This window comes from Vibrio sp. A2-1 (genome assembly GCF_021728355.1).
Classification (GTDB): Bacteria; Pseudomonadota; Gammaproteobacteria; order Enterobacterales; family Vibrionaceae; genus Vibrio; species Vibrio splendidus_K.
Window position 1 is genome coordinate 91,992 of record NZ_JAKKCO010000001.1, and the last position, 24,804, is coordinate 116,795.

The 24,804-nt window shown below is 43.0% G+C and carries 23 protein-coding genes and 1 pseudogene; 12 read left to right on the plus strand and 12 right to left on the minus strand.

Annotation, left to right across the window (positions count from 1 at the left end):
- The first annotated feature begins 17 nt into the window (after window positions 1-17).
- From L3V33_RS00440 to L3V33_RS00450, 3 genes are all read left to right on the plus strand, one after another.
- Complete coding sequence (locus L3V33_RS00440) at window positions 18-671, plus strand: hypothetical protein (RefSeq protein WP_146456460.1); 654 nt, start codon at window positions 18-20, stop codon at window positions 669-671.
- A 126-nt stretch (window positions 672-797) separates the two neighbouring features.
- Window positions 798-1,097 carry an isoamylase early set domain-containing protein gene (locus tag L3V33_RS00445; RefSeq protein WP_009845720.1) on the plus strand — a complete coding sequence of 100 codons (300 nt, stop codon included), beginning with the start codon at window positions 798-800 and terminating at the stop codon, window positions 1,095-1,097.
- A gap of 223 nt (window positions 1,098-1,320) precedes the next feature.
- Entirely contained in the window at window positions 1,321-2,613 is a 1,293-nt protein-coding gene (locus L3V33_RS00450) for a peptidoglycan DD-metalloendopeptidase family protein (protein WP_017077403.1), read from the plus strand.
- A gap of 122 nt (window positions 2,614-2,735) precedes the next feature.
- On the opposite strand, the gene L3V33_RS00455 is transcribed toward L3V33_RS00450, so the two are convergent.
- Together L3V33_RS00455 and L3V33_RS00460 are read right to left on the minus strand one after the other, a co-directional pair.
- The gene (locus L3V33_RS00455) at window positions 2,736-4,574 is read right to left on the minus strand and encodes a bifunctional diguanylate cyclase/phosphodiesterase (RefSeq protein WP_237288702.1); all 1,839 of its coding nucleotides are present in this window, start codon (window positions 4,572-4,574) and stop codon (window positions 2,736-2,738) included.
- Between the two features lie 131 nt (window positions 4,575-4,705).
- A complete protein-coding gene (locus tag L3V33_RS00460) occupies window positions 4,706-5,602 on the minus strand; it encodes a LysR family transcriptional regulator (protein WP_004731832.1) in 897 nt (298 codons plus the stop codon).
- Window positions 5,603-5,710: 108 nt separating this feature from the next.
- On the opposite strand from L3V33_RS00460, the gene L3V33_RS00465 reads away from it, so the two are divergent.
- From L3V33_RS00465 to L3V33_RS23140, 3 genes are all read left to right on the plus strand, one after another.
- Window positions 5,711-6,916, plus strand: a complete 1,206-nt coding sequence (locus tag L3V33_RS00465; RefSeq protein WP_237288703.1) for a multidrug effflux MFS transporter — start codon at window positions 5,711-5,713, stop codon at window positions 6,914-6,916.
- Between the two features lie 154 nt (window positions 6,917-7,070).
- On the plus strand, window positions 7,071-7,421 hold the full coding sequence (locus L3V33_RS00470; RefSeq protein ID WP_065207013.1) for a hypothetical protein: 351 nt from the start codon (window positions 7,071-7,073) through the stop codon (window positions 7,419-7,421).
- Between the two features lie 335 nt (window positions 7,422-7,756).
- Window positions 7,757-7,891 carry a hypothetical protein gene (locus tag L3V33_RS23140; protein ID WP_267136812.1) on the plus strand — a complete coding sequence of 45 codons (135 nt, stop codon included), beginning with the start codon at window positions 7,757-7,759 and terminating at the stop codon, window positions 7,889-7,891.
- A gap of 157 nt (window positions 7,892-8,048) precedes the next feature.
- On the opposite strand, the gene L3V33_RS00475 is transcribed toward L3V33_RS23140, so the two are convergent.
- From L3V33_RS00475 to L3V33_RS00485, 3 genes are all read right to left on the minus strand, one after another.
- A complete protein-coding gene (locus L3V33_RS00475) occupies window positions 8,049-8,666 on the minus strand; it encodes a glutaredoxin (protein WP_004731823.1) in 618 nt (205 codons plus the stop codon).
- A 68-nt stretch (window positions 8,667-8,734) separates the two neighbouring features.
- The gene (locus L3V33_RS00480; protein WP_017089881.1) at window positions 8,735-9,625 is read right to left on the minus strand and encodes a DMT family transporter; all 891 of its coding nucleotides are present in this window, start codon (window positions 9,623-9,625) and stop codon (window positions 8,735-8,737) included.
- A 153-nt stretch (window positions 9,626-9,778) separates the two neighbouring features.
- Window positions 9,779-10,777: a porin gene (locus L3V33_RS00485; RefSeq protein ID WP_146456452.1), complete on the minus strand. Its 999-nt coding sequence runs from the start codon at window positions 10,775-10,777 to the stop codon at window positions 9,779-9,781.
- Between the two features lie 376 nt (window positions 10,778-11,153).
- Between L3V33_RS00485 and L3V33_RS00490 the strand changes: the two genes are divergently transcribed.
- Complete coding sequence (locus tag L3V33_RS00490) at window positions 11,154-12,167, plus strand: succinylglutamate desuccinylase/aspartoacylase family protein (RefSeq protein WP_102456540.1); 1,014 nt, start codon at window positions 11,154-11,156, stop codon at window positions 12,165-12,167.
- 291 nt (window positions 12,168-12,458) lie between these two features.
- Here the strand turns inward: L3V33_RS00490 and L3V33_RS00495 are convergent, their stop codons facing one another.
- From L3V33_RS00495 to L3V33_RS00515, 5 genes are all read right to left on the minus strand, one after another.
- Window positions 12,459-13,178, minus strand: coding sequence for a DsbA family protein (locus tag L3V33_RS00495; protein WP_054545746.1), 720 nt, complete (start codon window positions 13,176-13,178; stop codon window positions 12,459-12,461).
- Window positions 13,179-13,305: 127 nt separating this feature from the next.
- Complete coding sequence (locus L3V33_RS00500; protein ID WP_114634850.1) at window positions 13,306-13,875, minus strand: protein disulfide oxidoreductase; 570 nt, start codon at window positions 13,873-13,875, stop codon at window positions 13,306-13,308.
- Between the two features lie 3 nt (window positions 13,876-13,878).
- Window positions 13,879-15,942: a protein-disulfide reductase DsbD domain-containing protein gene (locus L3V33_RS00505; protein WP_237290148.1), complete on the minus strand. Its 2,064-nt coding sequence runs from the start codon at window positions 15,940-15,942 to the stop codon at window positions 13,879-13,881.
- A 96-nt stretch (window positions 15,943-16,038) separates the two neighbouring features.
- Complete coding sequence (locus L3V33_RS00510; RefSeq protein ID WP_152960497.1) at window positions 16,039-16,515, minus strand: hypothetical protein; 477 nt, start codon at window positions 16,513-16,515, stop codon at window positions 16,039-16,041.
- Between the two features lie 358 nt (window positions 16,516-16,873).
- Window positions 16,874-17,122, minus strand: a complete 249-nt coding sequence (locus tag L3V33_RS00515) for a hypothetical protein (protein ID WP_004731805.1) — start codon at window positions 17,120-17,122, stop codon at window positions 16,874-16,876.
- Window positions 17,123-17,374: 252 nt separating this feature from the next.
- Between L3V33_RS00515 and L3V33_RS00520 the strand changes: the two genes are divergently transcribed.
- On the plus strand, window positions 17,375-18,979 hold the full coding sequence (locus L3V33_RS00520; RefSeq protein WP_146456440.1) for a mechanosensitive ion channel family protein: 1,605 nt from the start codon (window positions 17,375-17,377) through the stop codon (window positions 18,977-18,979).
- A gap of 235 nt (window positions 18,980-19,214) precedes the next feature.
- Window positions 19,215-20,048 (plus strand): RecX family transcriptional regulator, encoded by an 834-nt coding sequence (locus L3V33_RS00525; protein ID WP_237288704.1) that lies wholly within the window; start codon window positions 19,215-19,217, stop codon window positions 20,046-20,048.
- A gap of 39 nt (window positions 20,049-20,087) precedes the next feature.
- On the opposite strand, the gene L3V33_RS00530 is transcribed toward L3V33_RS00525, so the two are convergent.
- On the minus strand, window positions 20,088-20,882 hold the full coding sequence (locus tag L3V33_RS00530) for a LuxR C-terminal-related transcriptional regulator (RefSeq protein ID WP_171311620.1): 795 nt from the start codon (window positions 20,880-20,882) through the stop codon (window positions 20,088-20,090).
- Between the two features lie 219 nt (window positions 20,883-21,101).
- Here L3V33_RS00530 and L3V33_RS00535 point away from each other — a divergent pair.
- The 3 genes and pseudogenes from L3V33_RS00535 to L3V33_RS00545 form a co-directional block, all read left to right on the plus strand.
- Window positions 21,102-21,179 (plus strand): annotated as a pseudogene (locus L3V33_RS00535) (DUF3187 family protein); the annotation flags it as partial.
- Window positions 21,180-21,335: 156 nt separating this feature from the next.
- Complete coding sequence (locus tag L3V33_RS00540) at window positions 21,336-22,370, plus strand: porin (RefSeq protein ID WP_054545742.1); 1,035 nt, start codon at window positions 21,336-21,338, stop codon at window positions 22,368-22,370.
- 165 nt (window positions 22,371-22,535) lie between these two features.
- A complete protein-coding gene (locus L3V33_RS00545; protein ID WP_029222415.1) occupies window positions 22,536-22,847 on the plus strand; it encodes a hypothetical protein in 312 nt (103 codons plus the stop codon).
- Window positions 22,848-22,940: 93 nt separating this feature from the next.
- Here L3V33_RS00545 and L3V33_RS00550 read toward each other — a convergent pair whose 3' ends face one another.
- On the minus strand, window positions 22,941-24,788 hold the full coding sequence (locus tag L3V33_RS00550; RefSeq protein ID WP_237288705.1) for a M3 family metallopeptidase: 1,848 nt from the start codon (window positions 24,786-24,788) through the stop codon (window positions 22,941-22,943).
- Window positions 24,789-24,804: the final 16 nt, after the last annotated feature.

The window sequence follows — 24,804 nt, forward strand, 5'->3', positions numbered from 1 at the left end:
AAAGAATATAATTGCTCATGAAAAAGAAAATCTTACCTATACCTCTGATTTTACTGATTCCAATTGTCATGCTGGTTGTGGTGATACTGGCGGGTATTTATCGCTTTAGCTTAAGTGACGAAGAGATCTTGGCGAAGTTTCCTTCTTCTCAAGTCAGTTATGACCCTGTTGTTGAAACCGTTTTTGATTTGAAGACGACCAACCCATGGACAATTAAAGTACCCGAAACCAACGCGTACGCTTTTATTAATGAAGTCGATGAACCTAGAACTATAGCCTTTGGACGCTATGACTCGGGTGTTGAGCGTGGTGTGGTAACGGTAGACACCAACAACCTTTCAGCCGTCACGTTGGGCAAGGCGAGTTTCTTTGTCGCACCGATGTGGGTATCTAACCAAGGCAGTGGCGTGTTCTATTATCTTGGCTTGTTTAAACATGACCAGCAGCGAAGCCGTGTCGTGCTAGTCAACCAGCTTTTTCTAGGCGATAGAGTGCAAATTCAGACTTTAGAGGTCGCTCAGCAGCAAGATTTACAATCCGCTAGCAAACAAACAGGGGAAGGTTTTATCGGCTTTACTCAGCATTCTGCGGAACAATCATTTGCAGAATCCCCTTCTGAAAAGGTGTTAATGAGCTTTTCTTTTGATACGCAATCAATTGGTAAGCAATAACGTTTTCGTTAATGCAAGGATCTGTTGTTTATGTGAGCTAAATTACATATTATCTTAATTAGATGAATGAAATTTAGACACTCCTTATGCTTGGTGTCTGCCTATTTTTACAAATGGAGCTTGCGAATGATTAATAAACGTTTTTTTAAGACGAAAGATGAAGTTGAAGTGACCTTCGAGCTAGAAGCTCAAGAAGCGAACTCTGTATCCATCGTTGCTGACTTTCTTGATTGGAAAGCCACCCCAATGAAAAAACTGGCCAAAGGGAAGGTTTACAAATTTAAAACTCGCCTACCTAAAGATGGCGAGTTTCAATTCCGCTATCTAGTTGATGACCAACAATGGGTGAACGATGCGAATGCTGATCGTTATATCCCGAATGAGTTTGGTGAAGACAATTGCTTGGTATCGACGGTTAACGCTTAATCGAGATGAAGTAGCGTGAATCAATAGAAAGCAGAAACTAGCCGTTTCTGCTTTTTTATTTGGCGGTTAATATTATTAATCGTGTAGCGAGTTTTCACTTACGGTAACTCAATGACTTAGTCCAAATTGGGCAGATTCACATCATATTATGACAATGCAATGATGATTTATGCGTTTGAAAAGCATATCCTATGCCTTTATATCGTAGAAAGACCTGTTTACCGTGTATTCAAAAATATTTTCTTCTCCGTTTGCTGAGCTTTCACCTGTAAAAAAAGTAGCTATTTTAGGACTGCCACTTATTGCAGCGTTTGGTATTGCTTTGCAATCTTCAGAATCGGATCTGACGAAAACGATCGATCTTGATTTACCTGACTCAACCGTTATTGAGTCAATCCTATCACCTTCTTCTGTCGCTATTATCGAACCGCCGACGTTTGAGTATCAAATTCAAACGGGCGATAACTTGAGTAGCATCTTCACTCAACTTGGATTTTCTTATAAATCGATGATGAGCGTGATGGAAACCGATTTAAACTTCCTTGCCCTAGACACACTTCGTCCTGGTAACACATTACGTTTTTGGCGTGATGAGGCGACGGGCAATCTTTCCAAAATGGAAATTCAATTTAGTGTTGCGGATAAAGCGGTTTACCGACGACTTGAAGATGGCAGCTATGAATTTGAAGACATTTCTATTCCTGGTGAATGGAAGCAAAAACCTTTAGTGGGTGATATTCACGGCAGTTTCTCTATGTCGGCGAACAAGGTTGGCCTGAATAGTCTTGAGATTGACCATATTGTGACGCTTCTTAAAGATAAGCTGAACTTTAGCCGCGACCTGCGCGCTGGCGATCAGTTTGAAGTGCTTCAGAAAGCGCAATTTGTTGATGGTGTCGCAACCGGAAAGCGTGAAATCGAAGCGATTAAGATCATGAATCGTAATCGTGTTGTTTCTGCGTACTTACACACTGATGGGCAATATTACGATGCCAATGGCGATAGCTTACAACGTGCTTTCCAGCGTTACCCTGTAAGCAGTGGATGGCGTCAGAGTTCTCAGTTTAACCCCAAGCGCTTACACCCTGTGACAGGCCGAGTCTCACCTCACAACGGTACAGATTTCGCGACGCCAATTGGTACGCCAGTTCAAGCGACGGGTGATGGTAAAGTGATCATGACCCGTAAACACCCATACGCCGGTAATTACGTGGTTATTCAGCACGGTAGCACTTACAAAACGCGTTATCTCCATTTGAGTAAGATCTTAGTTCGTAAAGGACAAACGGTATCTCGTGGTCAGCGTATTGGCTTGTCAGGTAAAACTGGCCGAGTGACGGGGGCACACTTGCATTATGAGTTAATCGAACGTGGTCGTCCTGTGAATGCGATGACAGCGAATATTCCGATGGCTGATTCAGTGCCTAAAAAGGAAAAAGCGACGTTCGTCGCGTCAAGAGATGAAGCTGATAAGCTGTTAAAGGTAGCTTTAGAAGCACAATCTAATAACAGTTAATAGATTTCTCTAAATTAGGCCGATTAATCAAGCCGCGAGAGTTTTTCTAAATATTTAAGTATTTAGTCATGCTTCGCGGCTTTTTAGATTTTGGTCTGGCTACTGCTTTATATTTTTAATTTTTATGGGCTTTGAATGAGTGCTTCTGAATGAGTCACTAAACTCACGATAGCTTCAGGTCGCATAGGAGGCGAGTATAGGTATCCTTGGATCTTGTCGCACCCCATATCGTGAAGTTTCTCTAGCTGTTCACGCTTTTCCACACCCTCTGCGACAAGTGATACGTTGAGTCGATGAGCGAGCTGGATGATCAACCAAACAACGCTCTCTGATGTCGAATTGGTGAGTAAATTTTGAATGAAAATGGCATCAATTTTAATGCAGTCAATCGGGTAGCTGTGAATGTAATTCAAGCTAGAGTAACCGGTGCCGAAATCGTCTAGCGCAATCGTAAAACCTTGTTCTCGCAAAAAGTTGAGTGCGTCTTTGGTGTCTTGAGTTGGAGATAGCAATACTGTTTCGGTCAGCTCAATAACAAACTCATCAGCCTTAAAGTGATGCTGTTCAATGGTCCGAGTGAGGTAGGAAATGTAACGCCTAGAGTCGGTAAGCTCATGGGCGGAACAGTTTATTCCGAGCTTAACCTTGTATCCTAAACCTTGTTCTAATGTCGTTTTAGCTCGGCATACCAGTTCGATAATGCGTTCACCCAGCTCGACAATTAGCCCGGATTCTTCTGCTACCTGTATAAACTCAACTGGGGATATGTCGCCGTGCTTTTCTGTTTTCCAACGAGTGAGTACTTCGAAATACTTCCAACGTTTGTCTTGTTGACCAACAATCGGCTGAGCCACAACATACATTCCGCTGTTCAGCGAGATAGAGTTTTCAAGTTCATTTCTCAAGGCCGCAATTAACTCGGTCTTTCTCTGATATCGAGATCTTAAGTGGGTGTCATAGCACTTGATATGGGTACCCGAGTTTTGCTTACATTCTTTTAACGCTAAGCTGGTGTTGAAGATGATTTGCTCTACGTCTTTGCTATCTCCGGCTGATCCTGCGATGCCTATGCTGATATCAAAATCGATCCTAAGATCAATACTGTTATACCCCTGTTTTACTTTGGCGATGATTTGTTCACAAATTGCGGTTGGGTCGGCGTAATAGGTGATGAAGGCGAATTCATTTCCTGCCGTTCTAAAGGTGAGGTTATTTTCTGGGAGTGTTCGTCTCAAAATCTCAGCCAGATGTTGCAGTACTTTGTCTCCGATATAGTTGCCGTGAAGATCGTTAATCGCTTTAAAACTATTAATGTCCAGTATTGCTAACGTAAACGGTGTTGAGTTTTGCTGAGTGATTGATTCTAGCGTATCGGATAAGCAACTGCGGTTAAGTAAACCTGTTAAGCTATCGTGTGAGACCTCATAACTGAGTTGATTGACCAATTGCTCAGAGCGATCGTTGAACCACATCTCACGCAGGGTGTGGATGATGATATCCGAAAAAAGTTGATGATGTTTAATCGCTTCTTGTTGCTGAGCATTACTCATTGGGGAAGTAAACGTAGAAAAAAGTACCCCCATGACTTCACCGCTTTGAGTCCGTGTAGGAATCGCAATGGAATTCTGTGAGGTAATCTCTTGCCGAAAGGCAGATGTAGGTAGTGATTTGACAACGTATTGAGCAAATGAGCAATCAGGGTGGTTTTGATTAACGGCTTGCTGATAGATTTGCCCATGACGAGGGTTGATTCTGTCATGCAAGACGTGATCAGAGTGAGCAATAACTAAAGGAACAATTTGGTCTGGAAAGTACTTTTTCTCAATGATAGTGGTGTACTTAGTATCGAACATTTGGTGTAGAGTAAGCACTGCTGATTCCAAAAGGTCGATACCTTCCAACTTGAGCAAGCGCCCTATACGCTCAGTGTCTATCATATTGTTGTACGTTTGTTGAGTCATAGCTACCATCCCTAGTTAACCAGATCCAGCGTGTAAGCCTGTGTGTTTAGTTTGTACGCATCTATTTCTATATGCGCTTAGTTTATTATTGGCCGCGTCGTATCATTTTTCAAATTAAGTTGAGACTTATTTCACAAAATTTGGTTATTTCTCTCTTTATCTAGCCTATCTTTCAAATGGTCCAAAAATAACTTGGTTCGCGTATGTGAGTAATCAAGTTTAGGGTAGTACGCGTAAACCATCACTTCGTCGGCGGTAATATTTGGCAATACTGGAACTAATGTCCCTTGTTTAAGATCCTCTTTGATCATTGCTTTGATGGTTAACAGCACACCCATTCCTCGTTTCGCCGCGTGAAACAAAGCCTCAGGGTTGGTGGTCGCAAAGTTGCCGTTCAAAGTGATGCGCTGCCCTTTGGTGAGTGTGACTTCGCGGGTAGGGCGCTCTCCCCATATTAAGGAGTTGTGTTGTTCTAAGTCTTGCTCGTTGGTGGGATAACCATGTTTGGCAAGATAACTCGGCGCAGCATAGAAACTGGCCTTGTGTTCAAACAGCGGTGTTTTCTTGAAGCTTAATGAGTTGAGCTGTTCCAGTTCACGACTGATCACGAGATCCAAGCCAAGTTCAGGCAATTGGCCTGGCGTGGTCGTGATCAGCTGCACCTTAATATCTGGGTATTTTTCTAAGAAGTCGTCCATGTATTGCACGAGAAATTTAGAGCCAACAGCAATCGTCGCGCCAATCTTTAAGAGGCCTGCCGGGGTTTGGTTAACCGAGCGAGTCTCATCAATAATTGATTGCCAATTGTCGAGTTGATCCTTGGCCCGTAAGTAAAAGAGTGCACCCGCTTCGGTTTGGTTAATCGAGCGAGTGGTCCGTTTTAAAAGTTGAGTACCGATACGTTCTTCGAGCCAGTTTACTCTTTTGCTGATCGCCGAGCTGGTGGTGTTAAGTTTGCGAGCGGCGCCATTGAAACTGCCTTCTTCTACCACTCTAACGTAGCTTTTTACGTTGAGAATCCAATCCATATTATTTCCTGTTAGGACTTAATTAAATTCCAATTTGGTTAATTATCAATTACTGGTTTTGAATATAAACTTATATCATGAACAAATATCAAACGAATAGGGAATTTTTTGAGCCAATCGACCTTTAAAAAAACGCCGTTACTTTTAGCAATGATGATTATTGCTACGGGACAGGTGGGTGTGAGCATCTACTTGCCATCATTGCCGTTAATTGCTTCTGACTTAAGTGTGACTCAGGTAGATGTACAGCTGCTTGTCACGCTGTTTCTGGTGGGTTTTGGCTTGTCTCAGCTATTTTACGGACCGATGTCTGATGCAGTGGGAAGAAGACCTATCTTCTTGTTAGGTCAGGGTGTTTATTTGATTGGTACTGTCGTTTGTGTTGTTTTTTCTGACAACATGACGGCGCTAGAGGTTGGTCGCTTGTTGCAAGGTTTAGGGGCGGGTAGCGCCTCGGTTCTCGGACGAAGTGTGCTTCGCGACAGCTATGATGGCCCTCAACTGACCAAAGCGTTGTCTTATATTTCGATCACCGCTTCGATCATGCCGATCATTGCCCCCGTATTTGGTGGTTGGATTTCATTTCACCTAGGTTGGCAGGCGGTGTTCCTGTTTGTTCTACTTTATCTACTGGCAATATTTACGCTGGGTTACTTTGTGTTGCCTGAGACTTTGCCATATGGAAAGAGTCGCTTTGATGCCTGCCAAGTAGTGAAGAACTACGGACGCTTGTTGACTAACCGCCAAGTGTTGACCAGTGCCAGTTATAACTGGATGAGCTACATGGCAAGTTTGGTATCTTTATCGCTGTTTCCATTCTTAATGCAAGAGCAATTGGGGCTGACCGCCGCTGAATATGGATCATTGATGATTGTCCCTTCGGCAGGTTTACTGATAGGTAGCGTGGCTTTGAACTTGCTCAATCGTAGGTTTAGCACTCCGCAATTGATGAGCCTTGCGATTTTGATTATTTTGGCTTCGGGAACTTGGCTTCTTAGTCATGAGTTATCCATCTTTAACTTAGTTTGGGCGTTTACTTGGTTGGCGATAGCACAAGGCATCTCGTTCCCACTATCAATCAGCATGTTATTAGAACCCCATAAGAAACAAGCGGGCGCAGTGTCTGCATTGTCTGGCTCAATTCAGATGTGTTTAGCGGGTTTATTGGGTGGGTATCTAGTAGAAAGTTGGGTCACGACTCATCTACAGTTAGGCGTGTTTTATCTGATTATTGGTGCTTGCATGGGCACAGTACTTTGGTCTTCAACCAAAATGAATAAGAAAGTCGCAGCTACCGAAGTAGAATACAGTTAAACAGCTGAAGTAGAGTACAGTTAAACAGTTAAACAGTTGAAGTAGAGTACAGTTAAACAATTAGCTCGCTATAGTTCAGAGTACAGTCGTTAATACGTTGTATTTGTATGGATGGTTTTCTACAATACCTGCGTCCATTTAATAGGTAATAAACATGCAGCAAAATGAATTTGAAGTACTGGTAAAAGCTATCTGCGCACTAGATAGCCTGCCTCAAGCGCTTGAGCTATTGAAATCCAATGAGGATACAGAAGTCGCTGAGGCTGCTGGATCACTAACAGGTCAATTTGCGCTAGCTGAAGTAGAAGGCGAAAAGCGTATTTACCACGTGACGCTTCAAGAAAATGAACAAGGCGAAGAGCAAGAGTACATCGAACATGTCATGAATGAAGGCGATGACTTAATCAAATTTGCAGCTTGGTTCTTTGAAACTATGTTTGAATTAAAGCAAAAAGACACATACCAAATTGCGGGTAAAACTTACAGACAGCCAAAGCGTAGCTAGTGTTTTAGTTACTAACTATTAGGCATTAGCAAATAGTGTCCTTTTAAGGTCAGTGTTTCTAAGCTAAGTATTTAAAAAGCAGCTCTCTTGAGCTGCTTTTTTTATGAATGTCTAAACCAATGTCTTGGATTGCAAGTGGGTATGGTGAATCAAGGTTAGACGGGCTTAACATTAACTCATGATATAACGATACAATGCTGACTGATGCAGAGACAAGAATACGGATTTTGCAATAGGATGGTTTGCTTGCATTAAAGTGTGATTTAGATCTTGTTTTTGAGCGCTTTAAGTGTAGAATTCGCGCATAAGAAAATCGATTATGTGCGGAGATAAGCATGAATTACGAACTAGGCCACGCATACCTTGGTCAAATGGTAGCAAAAAACATGATGCACGAAGCATTGTATGGCAAGTCAAAGCAAAAAAAAGCATCATTCTTTAAGCGAATGATGAAGAAAATGGCGAAATAAGCATTTTCAAAAACGGAATTTAAAAAGGCCTTAAACTCGATGAAGTTTAAGGCCTTTTTCGTTTTAGCGATTAATGAAGGTCATCGCTCGTTTTGTTGTGGATGGACACAAAAAAACACTGATTAATTCACGATCGGATTTGTAACTCTGTGTGAGTTTAGCCTGCCGATTGGTTGGACAGGTCGACAACGTTATTTGGAATGGTATCTAAACCATTTTCTTTCATCCACGCTTCTAAGTTGTCTGCTCCACCGATGTATTTACCATCGAGCCAGATCTGAGGAACGGTTACTGGTGTTTTCTCACCAATGTGCGCTTTGACCTCTGGAATCATGCGATACAAAGCTGCGCTGTCTTTTACAACATCGTGGTATTGGTATTCAACACCCGCTTCATCAAGCATTTTCTTTGCCTTAACACAGAATGGACAGGTCGCTTTACCATAAACGATGTTGCCTTTTAGACTGTCGCGTTTGGTCCACTCTTTGATCACGGATTGAACTAACACACCGCGGTTAAGCGCTTCGCCTTGGCTTACAACCTTGCCTTCAACAACAAGGATTGGAGCATGCCAAGAGCCCAGTTTTAGAGGCTCCCACCAGTGAGACAACCAATCTTTCACTTCCAGTTCGACATCGACATCTGATAATTCATTCTCAAAAGTATCCTTAAGAATGTCTTTGGTAAGGGTACATTCCCCACATGGGATATTAACTTTAAATGGACCCCAGCTGCCTGCCCAACGGTATAGTGTAATCTTGACTGGTTTCTTCATGGTTACGGCCTCGTTTGAATTCTCTTATCCATATAGAACGGACAGTTGAACTATTTATTTCACTAACCCTAAACTTTCTTCAGTTTTGACGGCTTTTTCGTTTCCCAGTGCGTTATAAATGCGACTGACGCAATAATAATAGCAGCCCCGAGCCATAAACGACCCGGTGGAACCCAGCTAAATACAATCCAACCTGCTAGGACATTTAGCGGTAATTTTGCGTGGTCAAATGGTTGTACGAATGAAGCATCAGCGACTGAGTAGGCTTTTACAATTGCCCATTGAGCGAGTGCCGTCATAACACCGATGACAATTAAGATCGCCCAAATCGTACCGCCGCTTGGAGTCTGCCAATCTGGCGCAGCAAGTAGGATGTTAAATGGCGTAATCAATAGTAAAAGGTAGACCACCATGGTAGAAGGGCTGTCTTGTGAAGAGAGCTTTTTCACCATTAGTGAGTAGCATGCCCAAAAGAAAGCGGCGCCAATCGGTAGTAGCGTTGCCCAATTAAAGTCCTCAGCCCACGGCTCTAGAATCACCATCGCACCCACGAAACCTGCTAAGGTCGCACCCCAGCGAGCAGCTCCAACTTTCTCTTTGAGGAAAAGCCCTGAACCTATGGTTGCAAACAGTGGTGACGTCATGAGAAGGGCAATGCCTTGCCAAATAGGAACAGGGTAAGCCAGCGCCCATATCCAAAGTTGAATACCAATTACCGATAAAAACACACGGAATACATGCAACTTGAGGTTGTCGGTTTTTAGCGCGCGGCGAATGCCCAGCGTTTTCAGATAAGGAAGAATAGCGAACAACGCGATGGCGTATTGAATGACGGCAACGGTAGTAGAAGTAAGTCCGAAATGAATGCTAGCGATTTGAGTTAGGCTGTTAATGACGGCAAAGGCTAGGCCTGCGGTTAGCATCCAGCTAGCGCCTTGGATCGGATGGTGTTGTGACATGATGCTTCTAATTATTTGATGTGGTTCACCTATGATACGGATTTAGCACCACTTAACCAGAAAAAGCATTGATGAAGTTAGTCAGAATATTTGAATATGAAAAAGGTTGAGCTATTGCCCAACCTTTTAGTCTGTATCTAAAGCCGATTTAGATTAGAAGTCGTAGCGTAGACCTAGACGAAGAGAATCTTCGCTTTGTGTCTCTAGACCTGCAACTTGTACATCGTCTAGGTTGTTTAATTGGTAAGCAACGTAAGTACGGATAGACTTGTTGAACTTGTATGTACCCGTTAGCTCGAAGAAATCAGCTGTATCTACAGTGATGTTCTGTGTCGCGTCTTTTTCTTGTTTTTGGTACAAAGCAGCCAATTCAAATTGATCGGTAAGTTTGTACTTCGCCGCAACTTCTACACCAGAGAACTCAGTCTTAGCTTTGTCGTCTAGGTCACCCATTGTGTAGGTGGCACCTAGGTATAGAGCATCCATTTTGTAGTTGATACCAGCAATTACAGCGGTTGCAGAGCCATTACCTGCACCATTGTCATTACCTGAGTAACCAAGACCAAAACCTAAGCCCATAGGTAATGTGTAGATACCAGAGATACCGTAACCGTCTGTATCTTTATCTTCGCCAGCGATTAAACTTGCCTTCAACGAAAGAGCATCAGCATCGTAAGCGTACACGAACGTGTTGTTAATCTGCTCGTTGCCCGCGTTAATGAAGGCTTTTTGATCACCTGAGTAGATAGTAACATCCGACATTTCTGAGATTTGAGCAGCAGCTGTATCTTGACGACCTACCGAAACAGCACCAAAGTTACCTTCAAGGCCAGCGTACATATAGCGTTGTTTAAAGTTATCAGTTTCATCGTTATCCGCTGAAGAATTTACGCCTTGTTCTGCTTCGTAGAAACCGAAACCAGATAGATCGCTAGTGATTTCAGTAGTACCGCCAACATTTAAACGCACACGGCTTTTATTTTTCATGGTTCCGTCGATTTCTTTACCGCCTGACCCGATGAAATCACCACGGAATTCCGCACGACCGCCAATTTTAAGTTCTGTACCATCAGAGCTGTAAACTGTTGCTGCTAGAGATGAACCTGAAACTAGTGCCGCTACCACTGCAGAAGCTAGAACTGCCTTTTTCATAATCACTTACCTTGTATTTTAAAATCCGTGAGCAATGTGCTCTCCGTTTCGATATGAAGCTAATTTAGAGCAGCTAAATTAAGCTTTCATTTCTATAAAATTACATTTTCGTGAATAGGGGACTTTTTAAGTGTTGATTTTATTGCACTTTTATTTCAATAGACTGAGTGATTTGTGAATGGTTATACAACTTATCTGTTTTTGTGTAGTTACTTTTGCGAGTTTCTATTTAGGGGAAGTGATGATGATATGAGTGAGTATTATGGGGAAGTCAGAGCTCGTTCATCTTATTAACTGTTTGTACTGATTAAGATATCCTCTATGATGCAAAAACTTAGACGAGAATAGATTTTGCTCAACAAGATGGAGACGTTGGATGAAAACAGAGTACTTAGGCGATGTTTTACAAGGTAGGCAGGTTATTGGCTCCTTGAATGTTGAAGACCTACCCGTTGGAGAGCACCAGTTTTGGTTTCAAGTAACCAGTGATGGGCTAGGGCAACCCAAGAACATGCCGGTTTCTGTTTTCAAAGGCAGTCAAGCAGGTCCTAAGTTGATGATCACCGCTGGTATTCACGGTGATGAGCTCAACGGTGTGTTGGCTGCTCAGCAAATTATCAGAGACTTAGTCGGTAAAACTCTCAAAGGCACGGTAACGATAGTGCCTACTGTGAATTTGTCGGGTTTGCTTAACCATAGCCGCGATTTTATCTCTTCGGATCCGGGCTCTTGCCCTGCCAACCTTAATCGACTCTTTCCAGGGGATGCGAATGGCTTAGCGGCAGAGCGCTTTGTTGCGTCTTTGTGGGATCGCTTACTCAAACACAATGCGACATTCGCCGTTGACCTGCATACCCAAACTCGTGGCGCGGTCTACCCACTTTATGTTTTTGCTGACTACCGAATTGAACAATGCCTTGAAATGGCAAGGTTGATGACACCAGATTGTGTTCTCAATGATCCCGGCGATCCAGGTATTCTTGAAACGGTTTGGAATCGAAGTGGAATTCCGAGTATTACGGTGGAAGTGGGGATGGGTAAGTTTACTCAGCCTGATATGATTCAACGAGCCGTGGACGGTGTTTTTAATATGCTGTCTTACTACGAGATGCTTGATGGTGAAGACCCGTTTGAGGCAAATCAGCTGCCAAGTATGGACTGGATAGAAGGTAACAACGTTGTGTCTATCCGCGCCGACATAGGTGGCTTTGTGCTGCCTCAGGTCGAGCTTTTGCAAAGTGTCGAACAAGATGATCTGCTCGCCATCCAATATGATGCGTTCGGTAATGAATGTCGTCGTTATCACGCACCATCTTCTGGTCGTGTACTCAGCTATAACGTGGATGCATTAAGGGAGCCGGGCGCGCTTGTTTGTCGCTTGCTGAGTTAAGCAAAAAAAGACCGAGCAAGGCTCGGTCAAAGGACAGTTGTCTTGAGTTAACACGTCTTTGACTCATCGACAGAACTGCTTTTAGCCTAGAGAGGGTTAATTAAGAATCTATTGCGAGATGGTGACACTTCGACTTTTTTTGTTTCAAAACCATGACTTCAAAACCATGACTTCAGAACTGTCGTTTCAAAGTGTTCTATTGTTTCGAAGCAATGAAAAAGCCGACTGCGGTTTGCGCGAGTCGGCTTTTATTCACTTCTCTTTCGAGTCTTTATCTCTATCTACACTCGATTAAAAAGCGTCATCCACGATATCTTTAAGTCGGTCGTAAGGCACATATCCTGGTAAAACATTTCCGTTCATCATCATGGTTGGAGTGCCCGTTAAGCCGAGTGCACTGAACGTTTGGTGGTTAGTGGTTAGAACCTGGTTTTGTTCTTTAGTTGTTTTTAGTTCCGCCTCTGTTCCCGTCTTCTTGGCAACGGCTTCTAGTGAGCTTTTCGAGTGAATACCGCTTTTGGCCATCAGCAATCTATTAACTTCAGGGAATGCTTCTGGGTTATCTTTCCATACTTTCATCGCGTATAGCGCAGCGTTGGTGTCTAGCCCTGCAACTTGTTGTTGTTTAAACGATAAGTACACGTTGATCACTTTGATGTCGCTATTTTCAGAGGCTAATTGAACCAAGCCTTTTTCCAAGCGCTTACAGTAAGGACAGTTATAGTCGGTAAAGTTAATGATGACTGATTTGCCATCCGGGTTGCCCGTGATTGGGTGAGCGTCATTGTTGTATAACCAATCATGGCTTCCTGCTTGAGCTTTCTTCGACTGTTCTTGCCCTGCTACGTACTGCTCTAAGCTGGTATGTAAGCCAGAGATCGTAGAAGGGTTCTCTTTCAGAAATTGGTTAATCTCTTCAAGTTGCTGGGTTTGCTCTGTACTTAACTCAGCGAAGGCAGCGGTGCTCATTAGTGAGCCTAAAATCAGTGTACTAATCAGATGTTTTTTCATGCTATATATTCTCTAATTCTTGATAATCGTGAGCGCTCATTGGGTCGCGATCACGGTAATACTGTTCGTTAAACGGGCTAAATCGAGTTATTCGCCTTGCTTTGCTCAGTTTTTCTTTGTAAGCGAGTTATGCAAAGTAGGTTCTTAACCAGAGCCCTATCGGGGAAGTAACGCCTGTTGCGATACTGCTAATCTTTCCATCTTTGATGATGACGATGCTTGGAGTGACATTAACGCCCCAACTTCTGCTGATAGATCCAGAAAGATCATTGATCACAGGGAAGTCATACTCTTTTGCCTCTAAGTAGCGCTGAACACGTTCGTCTGGGCCCGATGACAGAGCGACCGAAACCACTTGATGGGAGTCGTTGAAGCTATTGACGGTTGGGCTCACAAATTTGCAGGCGCCACACCAAGTTGCCCAAAAATAGACAATGACTGGCTTACCATTTTTGCTTAGCTCGATAACATCAATATCTTTGCCTTTGAGTGATTGACCCACAATTGGAATCGCGTCGCCCTGAGGCATGCTTCTGCTGTGATAAAAGTCCATCGCAAATGAAACCACGCCAACGATCAATATCATTGAAACCAGTTCCTTTCCCCACTTCTTAAGACGACTTGGCTTTTTGGTTTCACCCTTTACAGCGCTGTCTTCAGTCGTGCTAGATTTATCTTCATTGTTGGGAGTCTTCATCAATTATCTCGCAGCGTTGATGGCTTGAACGACAGTGTCACTGTCGAGAATGACAGGCAGTGGAATACCGCTTTTATAGCTTGGGCCGTAGACGATATTAAATGGCACACCAAATCGACCATTACTTTGTAGGTATTGAGTGACACTTTCACTTGGTGTTGTCCAATCGCCTTTCATCAAAACAATGTTTTCTTGCTGTAGGTGGCTGTAGACAGGGTCTTGGAGAACGACGCCGATTTTGTTGGCTTTACAGGTAATACACCAATCAGCGGTCACATCGACAAATACCGTTTTGCCTTGCTCAACCAATTGAGGGATTTGTTGAGCATCTAGCTTTTGCCAAGCGAGATCGTCAACAATCGGTGTCGCCCAATTGTCTGCGGTCACACTGCCTACGATTAATGCAGCACCAAACACCAAGGTTGTGGTTGCGACGATAGGAATAAGTACCTTGCGACCCAACTTACGGCCAATCCAAATCAATACTGTAATCACGATAAACAGTGACAACAGGATCGTCGGAAATTTACCAATGAATGGGCTCATTAGGCTTGCTAACCATAGACTGGTAATGAACATCATTAAGCCAAATACCAGCTTAACTCTGAACATCCATGCCCCAGGTTTTGGAAGCAGTTTTGTAAGACTTGGGAACAGCGCGAAAATCAACCAAGGTGCACTCATACCGATGCCGAGTGCGATAAAGATAGCCCACAACTCTTGGTAGCTTGCCCCAAGTGCATAAGCGACTGCGGTTCCTAGGAATGGAGCGCTACACGGTGTTGCCAACAGCGTAGCAAACATGCCTTGAATAAAGTGGCCTGAATGTGAGTCGTCGCCTTTAGTCGCCATCCAAGTGTTTAAACCTGATGGTAGTCTGAATTCGAATAACCCAAGTAGGTTAATCGAGAACAGCAAAGTGATGATCAGCATGAACCCGATGAACCAAACATTTTGGAACTGGATTCCCCAACCAATCGCATTGCCACCCATTTTTAGAGCGGTCATGCCAAGGGCTAGGAGTGCAAATGACGTAATGACACCTGACGCAGAAGCTAAGAATGAGAGTCGGATATGTCGATTGGATGCACCTTGATTTTGAATGATGCTATTTAACTTCATTCCTAATACAGGCAATACACATGGCATAATATTGAGGATCAAACCGCCAATCAAAGCAAAGCCGATCATTGCAAGAAAACCGTTGTTACTTGCTTGATAAGCGATAGGTTCTGAGCCGACTTGAGCCGTCATCTCTTCGGCAAAATTAGTGTCTGAAACTGTGACACTAACGGTGCGATCCGTTAAGTCGACTTCGCCTATCCAGTTGCTGACGTCAAATACCGCGGTCATCGTATTGCCGGTGATATGGACGGTTGGTTGAGCAAAGAAGTCATCGATGACTTCTTGCCCGTCAATCAACACCATCGGCTTATCCCAGCCTTCGTTACTGGTTAGTTGAGTGACCAGTTGTTGCTTGCTTTTGTCCCAAAATAGACCGTTCACTGAAGTCCGGTTCGCTTCTCTTGGAGATTGGCTCATGCCTTGGTTGAACAAGAACATCGCTTCTTCATCGAACTGCAATTGCTGCGTGTCGATAGGGAGTTCGATGTCATAGTCAGTCAAAACACAAATATTGGTGCACGACGGGAACGAGAGAGAAGCCCTAAATACAGCGGGTTGCGTTTTGTCTTTCAACGTTAGGGTGACAGGAAAGCTTACGTGCTTTTTGTAGCCCAGCGTCATTACGTCAAGTTGTTCGTAGTATTTAGGGATCGGCCAATGCCAATCTACAGACTCTATATTAGTTGAATCAGACCAATCCCAGCTTGGCGGAATGCCACCTTCACCTGGGCTGCGCCAATAGGTTTTCCAGTCACCGTCGAGTGTAACGTCCAATACAGTTTGAACGGTACCACCGTTATCCGACTGTTCACCCGTCGACATCATTCGCATCTTAACTGGCGGATGCTCAGGCACGCTTATCCAGCCCGTGGTTTGAGCCAGGGCGGTAAATGACGTCATGACTAAGATTGCAGTGACGAAAGCTTTTGCGCATGTGCGCATGCAGAATGCCAACGAATCGACAAACTTAGTTAGTAGTGTGTTGTACACAAATGTATCTCCAAAAAAATAAATAAAAGGGTGGAATAGCCCGGTTATTTACTCTCTAAATATACAGTGCTTTAGGTGTAAGCGGTGTTTTGTAGGTCGAGCAGAGCGATGATTGTCTCTAGATAATCTCGAGATGTGAGGAGGTAAGTTAAATGCAACAGCAATAATAAGTACGAATGGGATCAGCCAGCCGGTTTTCGGGGCGGCAAAGGTCAGCATTTTCGAACTCAGGCTGCATGAACTTGAATTTGGTGTTGTCAGAGCTTTAGATGCTTCTGAACCAAAAACGCTGGCATAAAGCTCAGACATTTTATCTAAAGATGCGATGACAGCATGTGGGTTGCTGGTTTCTGCGCCGACAAATATTGATTGTCCAACTAAGGAAGCTGAAGCCGTTACTTTATTTGCAGACAGCGTACTCGCCAGACAAGTTACAATAACCAGTCCGGTAAGGAGAAGCGCCCAAAGCGATTGCTTTTGTTGGCGATTCTGTGTGGGTAAGAAAAGTAGCGATGTGTTCAGCAAATTAGTCAGTAATCAAATCAGTTAATAGTTAATAGTTAATAGCTAAAGCGAGCTCATTGAATTGTGGCTAGCTTAGATAAGTTCTCTTCGCGCCACAAGTCATAAAATTGTTAAAGTGAAACCATGTATAAACTAGAGAAACTATATAAACGCGGGAAACGGCATATACACGATAAAAGACGTATAAACATCAACTCACGCGAGTACGACATTGGGCTCTGGTTAAAGTTCACAACAACCGGCAATTAGAACTAATTTATTCTGTGTCGATTTGTTTATTCACGATGAGGAGATGCAAAAAGCCCAACAGATCTTAGAGGAACTTATTGGGCTTAATCGTTGGTTCTATTGGAAAGGCTTAGTGAGTACGGCGAGGGCCATTACGTACCAAGTCTTTACCATTTTCGAAAACTTCTTTGGTGATCCAGCGAGCGAGCAGAACTTTGTGGCTGCTGTTGAATACAGCAACGAAGTGACGACCATCTGAATTATTGGTTGCCATGCCTACACCTTCAACGCCTTCAAGACCCAAACCGCCAGCTTCCACTGAGATTAGGAACTTTTCTAGTTCTTCTAAGGATTCGATAATATCAAGTTCGTTGTTCATTTCTATGCTCTCTTGCTGTTAGCTAACATCGGATTTAAGGCGTTTTTGTGCATGTGCTTAAGTGACGATATTGGCTGTTGTTCTTTGTTGGTTGCGTACTCTACAGATCATAAGAGGGGATTGGAACTCTCAAATATTAGATACGTACTGATATTTTGCGAATTTTTAACACAACATACGTTTAAATGCTTGTTATCCATATTCTTTTTACTACTATTTAAGGGGTCAATTTAGACATTCATAGGAATTAACATGATAAAGGTTTGGCGTTGTCTATTTTTAATGTTGGCGTTTGTTGCATCAGGGAGTTTTGCACAAAGTGTCGATAAAATAGCAGAAGTACAAGACCAGCTAATGCTGGACCTAACAACATTAGAAACAGCGCACGATGCTGAGAAGCCGTTTCTAGAAGATATATTAAGACGAAAGAACCAAGCACTACGTAAAGAGATTTCCTCCCAATTATCATCCGATAAGAAGGAAGGCTTAGACGCTGTTCTTGCCCAACAGGTAGATCTTTTACAACATTTACTGTCATTGAACGAAGTCAAAATTGTCTCTATGAGCAAAGACAACCGTTCGGCTGAGGGGGATTCAAAAAAGCGTCTTGAATTGTTGATTCAAAAACGTATCGGAATGATGGATGATTACTATCAGCAACTCTCTAAAACCTTAAGTTGGTCAAAAGATCGAGGCGTTGATGTATCGGCTGCGGAAAGTCAGTTAAAAACCGCATTGGTTTCTCGTTCTCAATATCTGACCAATGCGATCCTGTATACAGACACGCAGCGTCAAGATCTAGAGCGTCGTTTGTCTTTTGTTAGTGAAGACGAAAAGGCGACAATAAAAACTGAGTTAATACGTTTCAGCGAACGAACCAGTGTAATGGTTGCCAGCTTAGAGACCAGTATCTCTATGATGGCCCCGTTTGGTGTGGATGTCACTTCGTACAAGCGCATTCTATTAGCGACTACTGGGGACATTAACGCCGATGTGTTGGATGTCGATGTTGCACTGGATCTATTGGATAGCTGGCTTCGATCGTTCAGTTCATGGGCGTTTGACAACACGCCTTCATTTATCGTTAAACTAGCTCTGTTTCTCGGTATTTTATACGTAACTCGCCTTATTGCTAACGTGGCTCGTAAGACCGTTCGTAAGAGTGTCTCGCACTCTAAAATGGACTTTAGCGTATTGATGCAGGAGTTCTTCGTATCCATCGCATCTAAAGCGGTCGTGTTTATTGGTTTGCTTATCGCTCTGTCTCAAATTGGGATTGAGCTAGCGCCACTATTAACCGGTTTCGGTGTGGCGGGTGTCATTATTGGTTTCGCATTACAAGACACACTGTCTAACTTTGCGTCAGGTTTGATGATCTTGATCTATCGTCCTTATGATGTGGGCGACATGGTTAAAGTGGCCGGCGTTCAAGGCACAGTAAAAGACATGAGCTTAGTGTCGACGACCATTCAAACCATCGATAACCAACGCTTGGTGATCCCGAACAACAAGATTTGGGGTGACGTGATCAACAACATCACTGCAGAACGTGTGAGACGTGTTGATATGGTCTTCGGCATTGGTTACTCAGATGATATCGATAAAGCGAAAGCGGTATTGAACGACATCATTCTTGCGCACCCTCTAGTACTGAAAAAACCGGAGCATATGATCAAGCTTCATACCTTGAATACGTCTTCTGTTGATTTTGTCGTCAGACCTTGGGTTAAGACCGATGACTATTGGGATGTGTATTGGGATGTGACGGAAACCGTGAAGAAACGCTTCGATGAAGAAGGCATCACGATCCCATTCCCTCAACGAGATGTGCATATTTACAATCACGAAGAGAACTAAACGAAAGAGCTAAGTACGAGAAGTAATTTCGAATAGAGCTATTACGAAAAAAGCTAATACGAAAAAGCTAAGCATGGCTTAGAGCCATCATTCTTAATGTGATATCAAATGGACGCTGAATAAGCGTCCATTTTTATTGGCTTCCGTTTATATTGAGCTTCATTCTTTTATGTCACTCAACCGCCTTAGAATTACGTTATGATGGGGTAGGCTTAGTTTGGACAGTTGAAAGCGAATGGATGATTCACAGCAAAAAACGAATAGTAGAAATACAACGGTAAGAAAAGCAACACGAATTGAAAGTGTCATGAACTCTGCGATGTGGCACCTAACCCAGAGAGATATGACGGAAAGCGAGTTGGTTGCGAAGCTCAAAGTGAAAACCGACAATCAAGAATGGATCGATGAAACGTTGAATACTTTGAAAGGCTTTGGGTATCTCAAGTCTGACCAAGTGTTTGCTGAACAATTCGTGGAACAAGCTTTCTCTGGTGAATTTGGTTCTCGATACATTGTCGAAAAATTGAAAAAGAAGGGCCTGACGGACTCAGTGATTTCTGATGCAATCCATAAGGTGTCTTTCGAAAAGTCTATTGATGAACAAACCATCTTGATAGACCGCATCAACCATTACTATACAAGTTTTACCATGAGCCGTGAAAAGCTGGTCGCGACCCTGCAAAAGCGCGGTTTTAGCTACCAGCAGGTGAAGGTAGCGATTGACCAGCACACGCAGTCGCATGAACTGAAAAGTAATATTCAAATTAAGGCTGAGAAAGCTGATTTGGAAAAAGAGGTGCTTAAGTATGCTCGTAAAGGCAAAGGCTTGACTGCTATTCAGCAAGAGCTCAGACAGCGACAAATCGACACCAGCGAGTTGTCATCGTTGGTCGACCGATTAACTAATGAGGAGCAACTGGATTTCTATTCATCTTGTTTGGAACAGCTGCAGAAGAAATCATATGACCTCAACGATCACAAAGAGCGTTCAAAGGCGTACGCAATGTTAAGTCGAAAGGGCTTTTCGTCGGATGAAATCAAATTTGCTCTGAGTGAAGGCAACGAATAACAACCAATATTATGCGTAAAGAGTGCACATAGCCTTACTTTAACGTGTCGTGTGTAGGTTTTCTGTAAGACCTAGGCCATTGCGTAAGGCGAATTGAATCAGGTCATTGTGACTGTTTAAATCGAGCAATCCAAGCATTCTGTATTTATGCGATTCTATCGTTCGAGAGCTAAGGTGGAGCTGTTCTGCACACTCTTTTGCACTAAACCCTTGAGCAATGAGAGCCAAAACCTTGGTTTGTTTTTTTGTGAGTAATAATAGCTTCTCACTATCATCTGCTAGCCGATTCTCATTTTGCTTTAGTGTCCTCGCTAGCGTTGAGTGCTGCCAATAACAGAGCCAAAGTTCACAGACTAACTTTAAGCGCTGGATGTCTTCGAGATCGAAGGTGGTATCGTTGTCGTGAAAGTTAGTGAAAGACAATGCTCCCCAGCGTTGGTTAAACAGCTGCAAAGGAATGATGCAGTGCCATCTTCCCCCTTCTTTATAGATCCTCTTTAACACATAGTTTTTGGTTGAAACGAGTTCGTCGCTGGTAAAAGTGAGATATGTTTCATTGGTTTTCAATAGCTTTAGGTAATCAAGGTAGTTACCGCCAACCAAACTTTTCTTATCGACAGGAGGTATGTTTGCTTTGGATACTGAACAAGTTTTCCCGTCTTCGAGTAAGACCATTGAATTCGGGTATAGCGTTAAACGATCAATCCCGAACCAATCGAGTACGTCAAAGCTTGCTTCTGACCACGTTGTTTGAAAGTTTTTAGGATCGCTATTAATAAGAGAGGTTGATTGTTTCATTAATAGCTGTTCAAAACTTAGGCTTAAAGCAGGCACGTTTTTCCTTTCTCGATATATTCATTAGGTCAATACTCAGAAGATATTCGTTCGAGTGGCTCAGTGCAAGATAAGATTCTTATATATATCATAGGTTCTATTTTTAAGTTTTTTATAACTCTTAGTTCTAGATTGTCGAATGATAAGCAGTACATTTACTGCATTAATTGAACGGTGTTTTTTATAGGCTCAGGATTTTAATTCTGCCTAACAAACCCCGTGATGATTGAGAACATCCGGAATATGGATAACAGCACGGATATCGGGTTTAAGCTCGGCTTGCGATTCTCAATATAAAAGCCATATCAACATATCATTATGTAATTCAATTCACCAAAGCTATAAAATTTTCAGTAAATTTACGGTATATCAATAACGTATTTTTTTGAACAATAGCGCCACTCCAAAAGGCCGGACTAACAAGGCCGAATTAATATATAGGTAGTGGTTATCATGAAAAAGACATTAGTAGCACTTGCGATTGCGAGCATTTCAAGTTCAGCTTTCGCAGTAAGCACAAGCAGCCAAAACAGCCAAAACGAAGACATGTTTGCATTCGATTCAATGCACAAAGATCAATTCTCAGTATCAGGCTCTTTCGGTGTTGGTGGTTACTACGACACTGGCTCTAAAGCGTTCTACGATGACTGGGCAACGGGTCTTACTCTTGCCGTAAACTACCGTAACAACCGTATTGTTGGTTATTTCGAAACTGATTTGATGGTGAACTACACGACAGACAACAACGTATCTGCGAACGACGCAGCAACAGCTGGTTGGACAAACGGTATCGATACTGGTCCAGCAACAGACGTAGACAAAGCATGGTTAGGTTTCGATACTGGCTACGGTATTGCTTCATTCGGTTGGGAAAACGACACAGCACTAGACAAAGTGGATGGCGCTGGCGATAACACTTACGAGTTTGGCGCTTCTGCTGGTGATGCATCTGACGGCTTCAATGTTGTTAAATTCCAAGGCGCAACAAACGGTATCGCTTATGGTATTTCTTACTTTGAAACAGGTGACGATCATAATGATGCGGATAAAGGCATTAACGGTTACATCGGTTTAGAGCAAGAGGTATTCAATCTATACGCAGGTTATGAAGCTCGTGATGACGATGCTGATTACGAAGTTTACACAGTGACAGGTAACGTTAAGGTTGGTGCTCTTAAACTAGGTATGAACTCTTGGATTGAAGAGAGTGATTCTGCTAAGAATACGGGTTACTACGTTTCAGGTGGCTACACAGTTTCTGAAGACCTAACAATCGCAGCAGGTTACGCGTCTAGCAGCAATGAATTAGATGGTCAATCTGACGTAGATTCTTCTTACATCAATATCGCTGCAATGTACCGTATTGCTGACAACGCTGACATGGGTATTGATATCAAGCAAGACTTAGACGGTTACCGTGTGGGTAAAACTAGCGCGCAATACGACGAAGAAACACACGTATTCGCAGCAGCTTACTACTATTTCTAAGAACTTAAGAACTTAAGAACTTCTAAGAAATTTGATGATAATGGTGTAATAGCTTGCCCGGTCTTTACACCATCTTCTCTTCTTTACGCAGTTTAAATATCCACAGTTCGACATGTGGTATGCCACTAAGGTGTTACGAGTGGAATTATTATTTGGAGAAATGTAATGGTTAAAAACATTACTGCTAAGGGTAGTATTTACGGAAATGATACCCTGTTTACGTGTAAACCGAATCGTAATGGATTATTTGAATTGGCGCGCAAACATGGAAGAGTAGCCGGTACTCGCCCGCAAGATCTCAAGAACAAGGTTTATGCTGAATCTCTTGATGAAGCTTGGAATCTACTCAAAACAGAGAAGTTTTATATTGTTTTGACGGGGCAAGTGTTTGGCATTCATCGAAAATCATTGCGAAGTGTTGATTCTGTTGATGTTGAGTTTAATTGTGAAACTCGCTCGATATGTGTCACGGCATAGATCCAACGCTGAATATAAAAAGGACGATAAATTATCGTCCTTTTTTCGTTTGAGTTTTTTGGTTCAACCTTGGTTACAGATGCTCAGCACCCGCTATCGGCCGTATTGCCCAACGATAAAGTGTTCAAACTCATCACACATCTGATGGTTTGACTTATCATTATTCGCCAACTCGGTGGCCCCATCAACGATCGATATCTTCGCATTCAAATCAGCGACTGGTGCTCGTTCTCTTGTCGACAGCTGTTTGATTTTTTGCTCCTCAATAGCCCAAGCTTCTTCTGGCGACAAGTTGCACTCGTCAGCGAGGTATTTGGCATTAAAACCTTCCCCAGTCAGGCTTTCGATTGTCCCATTATGATTCACGCTATTGCCTTGGTGCCAATAGTGCTTAGCTAACAAAGGGCCGATTTCTGGGTTATCCGTTAAGTAGCCAAACTTATCGGTGAAATATGCACGAGTTTGATACACCGCCATATGAGCCAGCAGGTAACCTTGATACGCGCAAGACGCTTCATCTGACAACAGATGCGGGATCGCCATTAATGGGCGAGGGCTACAAGCTAATCCAAGAATCGTTTTCTCACTGCTACGAGCAAGAGCGGTAATCTTTTCAGGTGTCAGATTTTCATCCGCCAATTCGTAAAGTGCTCGCTCGAAATATGGAACCACTAAAATGCTGCGTTCTTGATAAGCTCTGAAAGGTTGTTTGTTATCGATGATTGCTTTGATTAACTCATCAGGTACTGCTTGGCCATCTGCATTAAGCGCGTATTGTTTGAGCCAATCGGCGTCATTCAATAAGCTGTCACAGAACATGGATTGAGTTTCGGCATAAGCCATCGAGGTTGGTGCAAACTCTTGCGAGAAACACGGTGCGTTCATTTTCACGTTAGCAAAATGGGCCGCATGACCACCCTCGTGAAATAGTGTATTGATGCCATCATAACCGCTGCCAACTTGATCGGGCTTGGCGTTGCTCGTGAAGTTAACTTGAGCGGCTACCCAAGTTTCTTGATCGTAGAAAGATGGGATAGGGCCATGGCAGAAACCATTAGGGTACTTACCTTTACGATCAAGCAGATCCAATTTTAATGTCGCTTGAGAGTATTCGATGTTTAGGCGACCAAAAGATTCAATCCATCGTCGAAGTGACTTTGAGAACGGAACATAAGGATCAAGATCATTCATAACGTCACCTGCAAAAGAGTAAGTAAAGTTATGGGCTTGAAGTGCATTCTCGCCTTTCTGTTCTGCTAAATTGGCTAGACTTTGCTGATGGCTATCGCGTGTACGTGCTTCGAAGTCGTCAAGAATCGTAAACAGTTGCTCTGTCGTCATCTGTTCGGTTTTAACCACCGAGTAATCAAAGAAGGTTTTAAAACCCAGTGATTGAGCAAATTGGTTACGTTTTTTGATCAGTTCAATGAAGCCGTTAGCCAGCAGCCACTGTTCTAAATCTAATAGTGCTTGGTGTGCAGAAAGCCTGACTTGTTCATTACCATTACTTCTAACGGCTGAACCTAAAACTGGCAGTGATCCTTCTGTTTCGTCGCCTGTTTCATTTACGTAAGTCATCACATGATTCTGTTTTTTCTCAAACAGTTCAGCCTCAAACTTTATGAGATCGGCTTTAAGCTTCTGTGACTGCTCAGACTCAATAGCGTGAGATCTAAAGGTCGCTAACCAACCATTCAAGCCTGTTAGCGTACTCTCTTTTTCTAGGGGATCTTGAATTTTATCGATAGCAGCTAGTTGAGTTTCGATAGCAGCAATCTGTTCGGCAGAGCTTAGAAATTCAGTCCATTGAGTCTGCGCGAGTGTCGAGCCATCGTGGTCGTCACTGATCCCCATATATGTATCCCAAAAGAAGTCTTCTTTCGCTTTATGAGTCGCAAGATACTTTTGATTCAATTGGTTGAGATAGTTCGTTGCAGTCATGACATTCCTTGAAAAT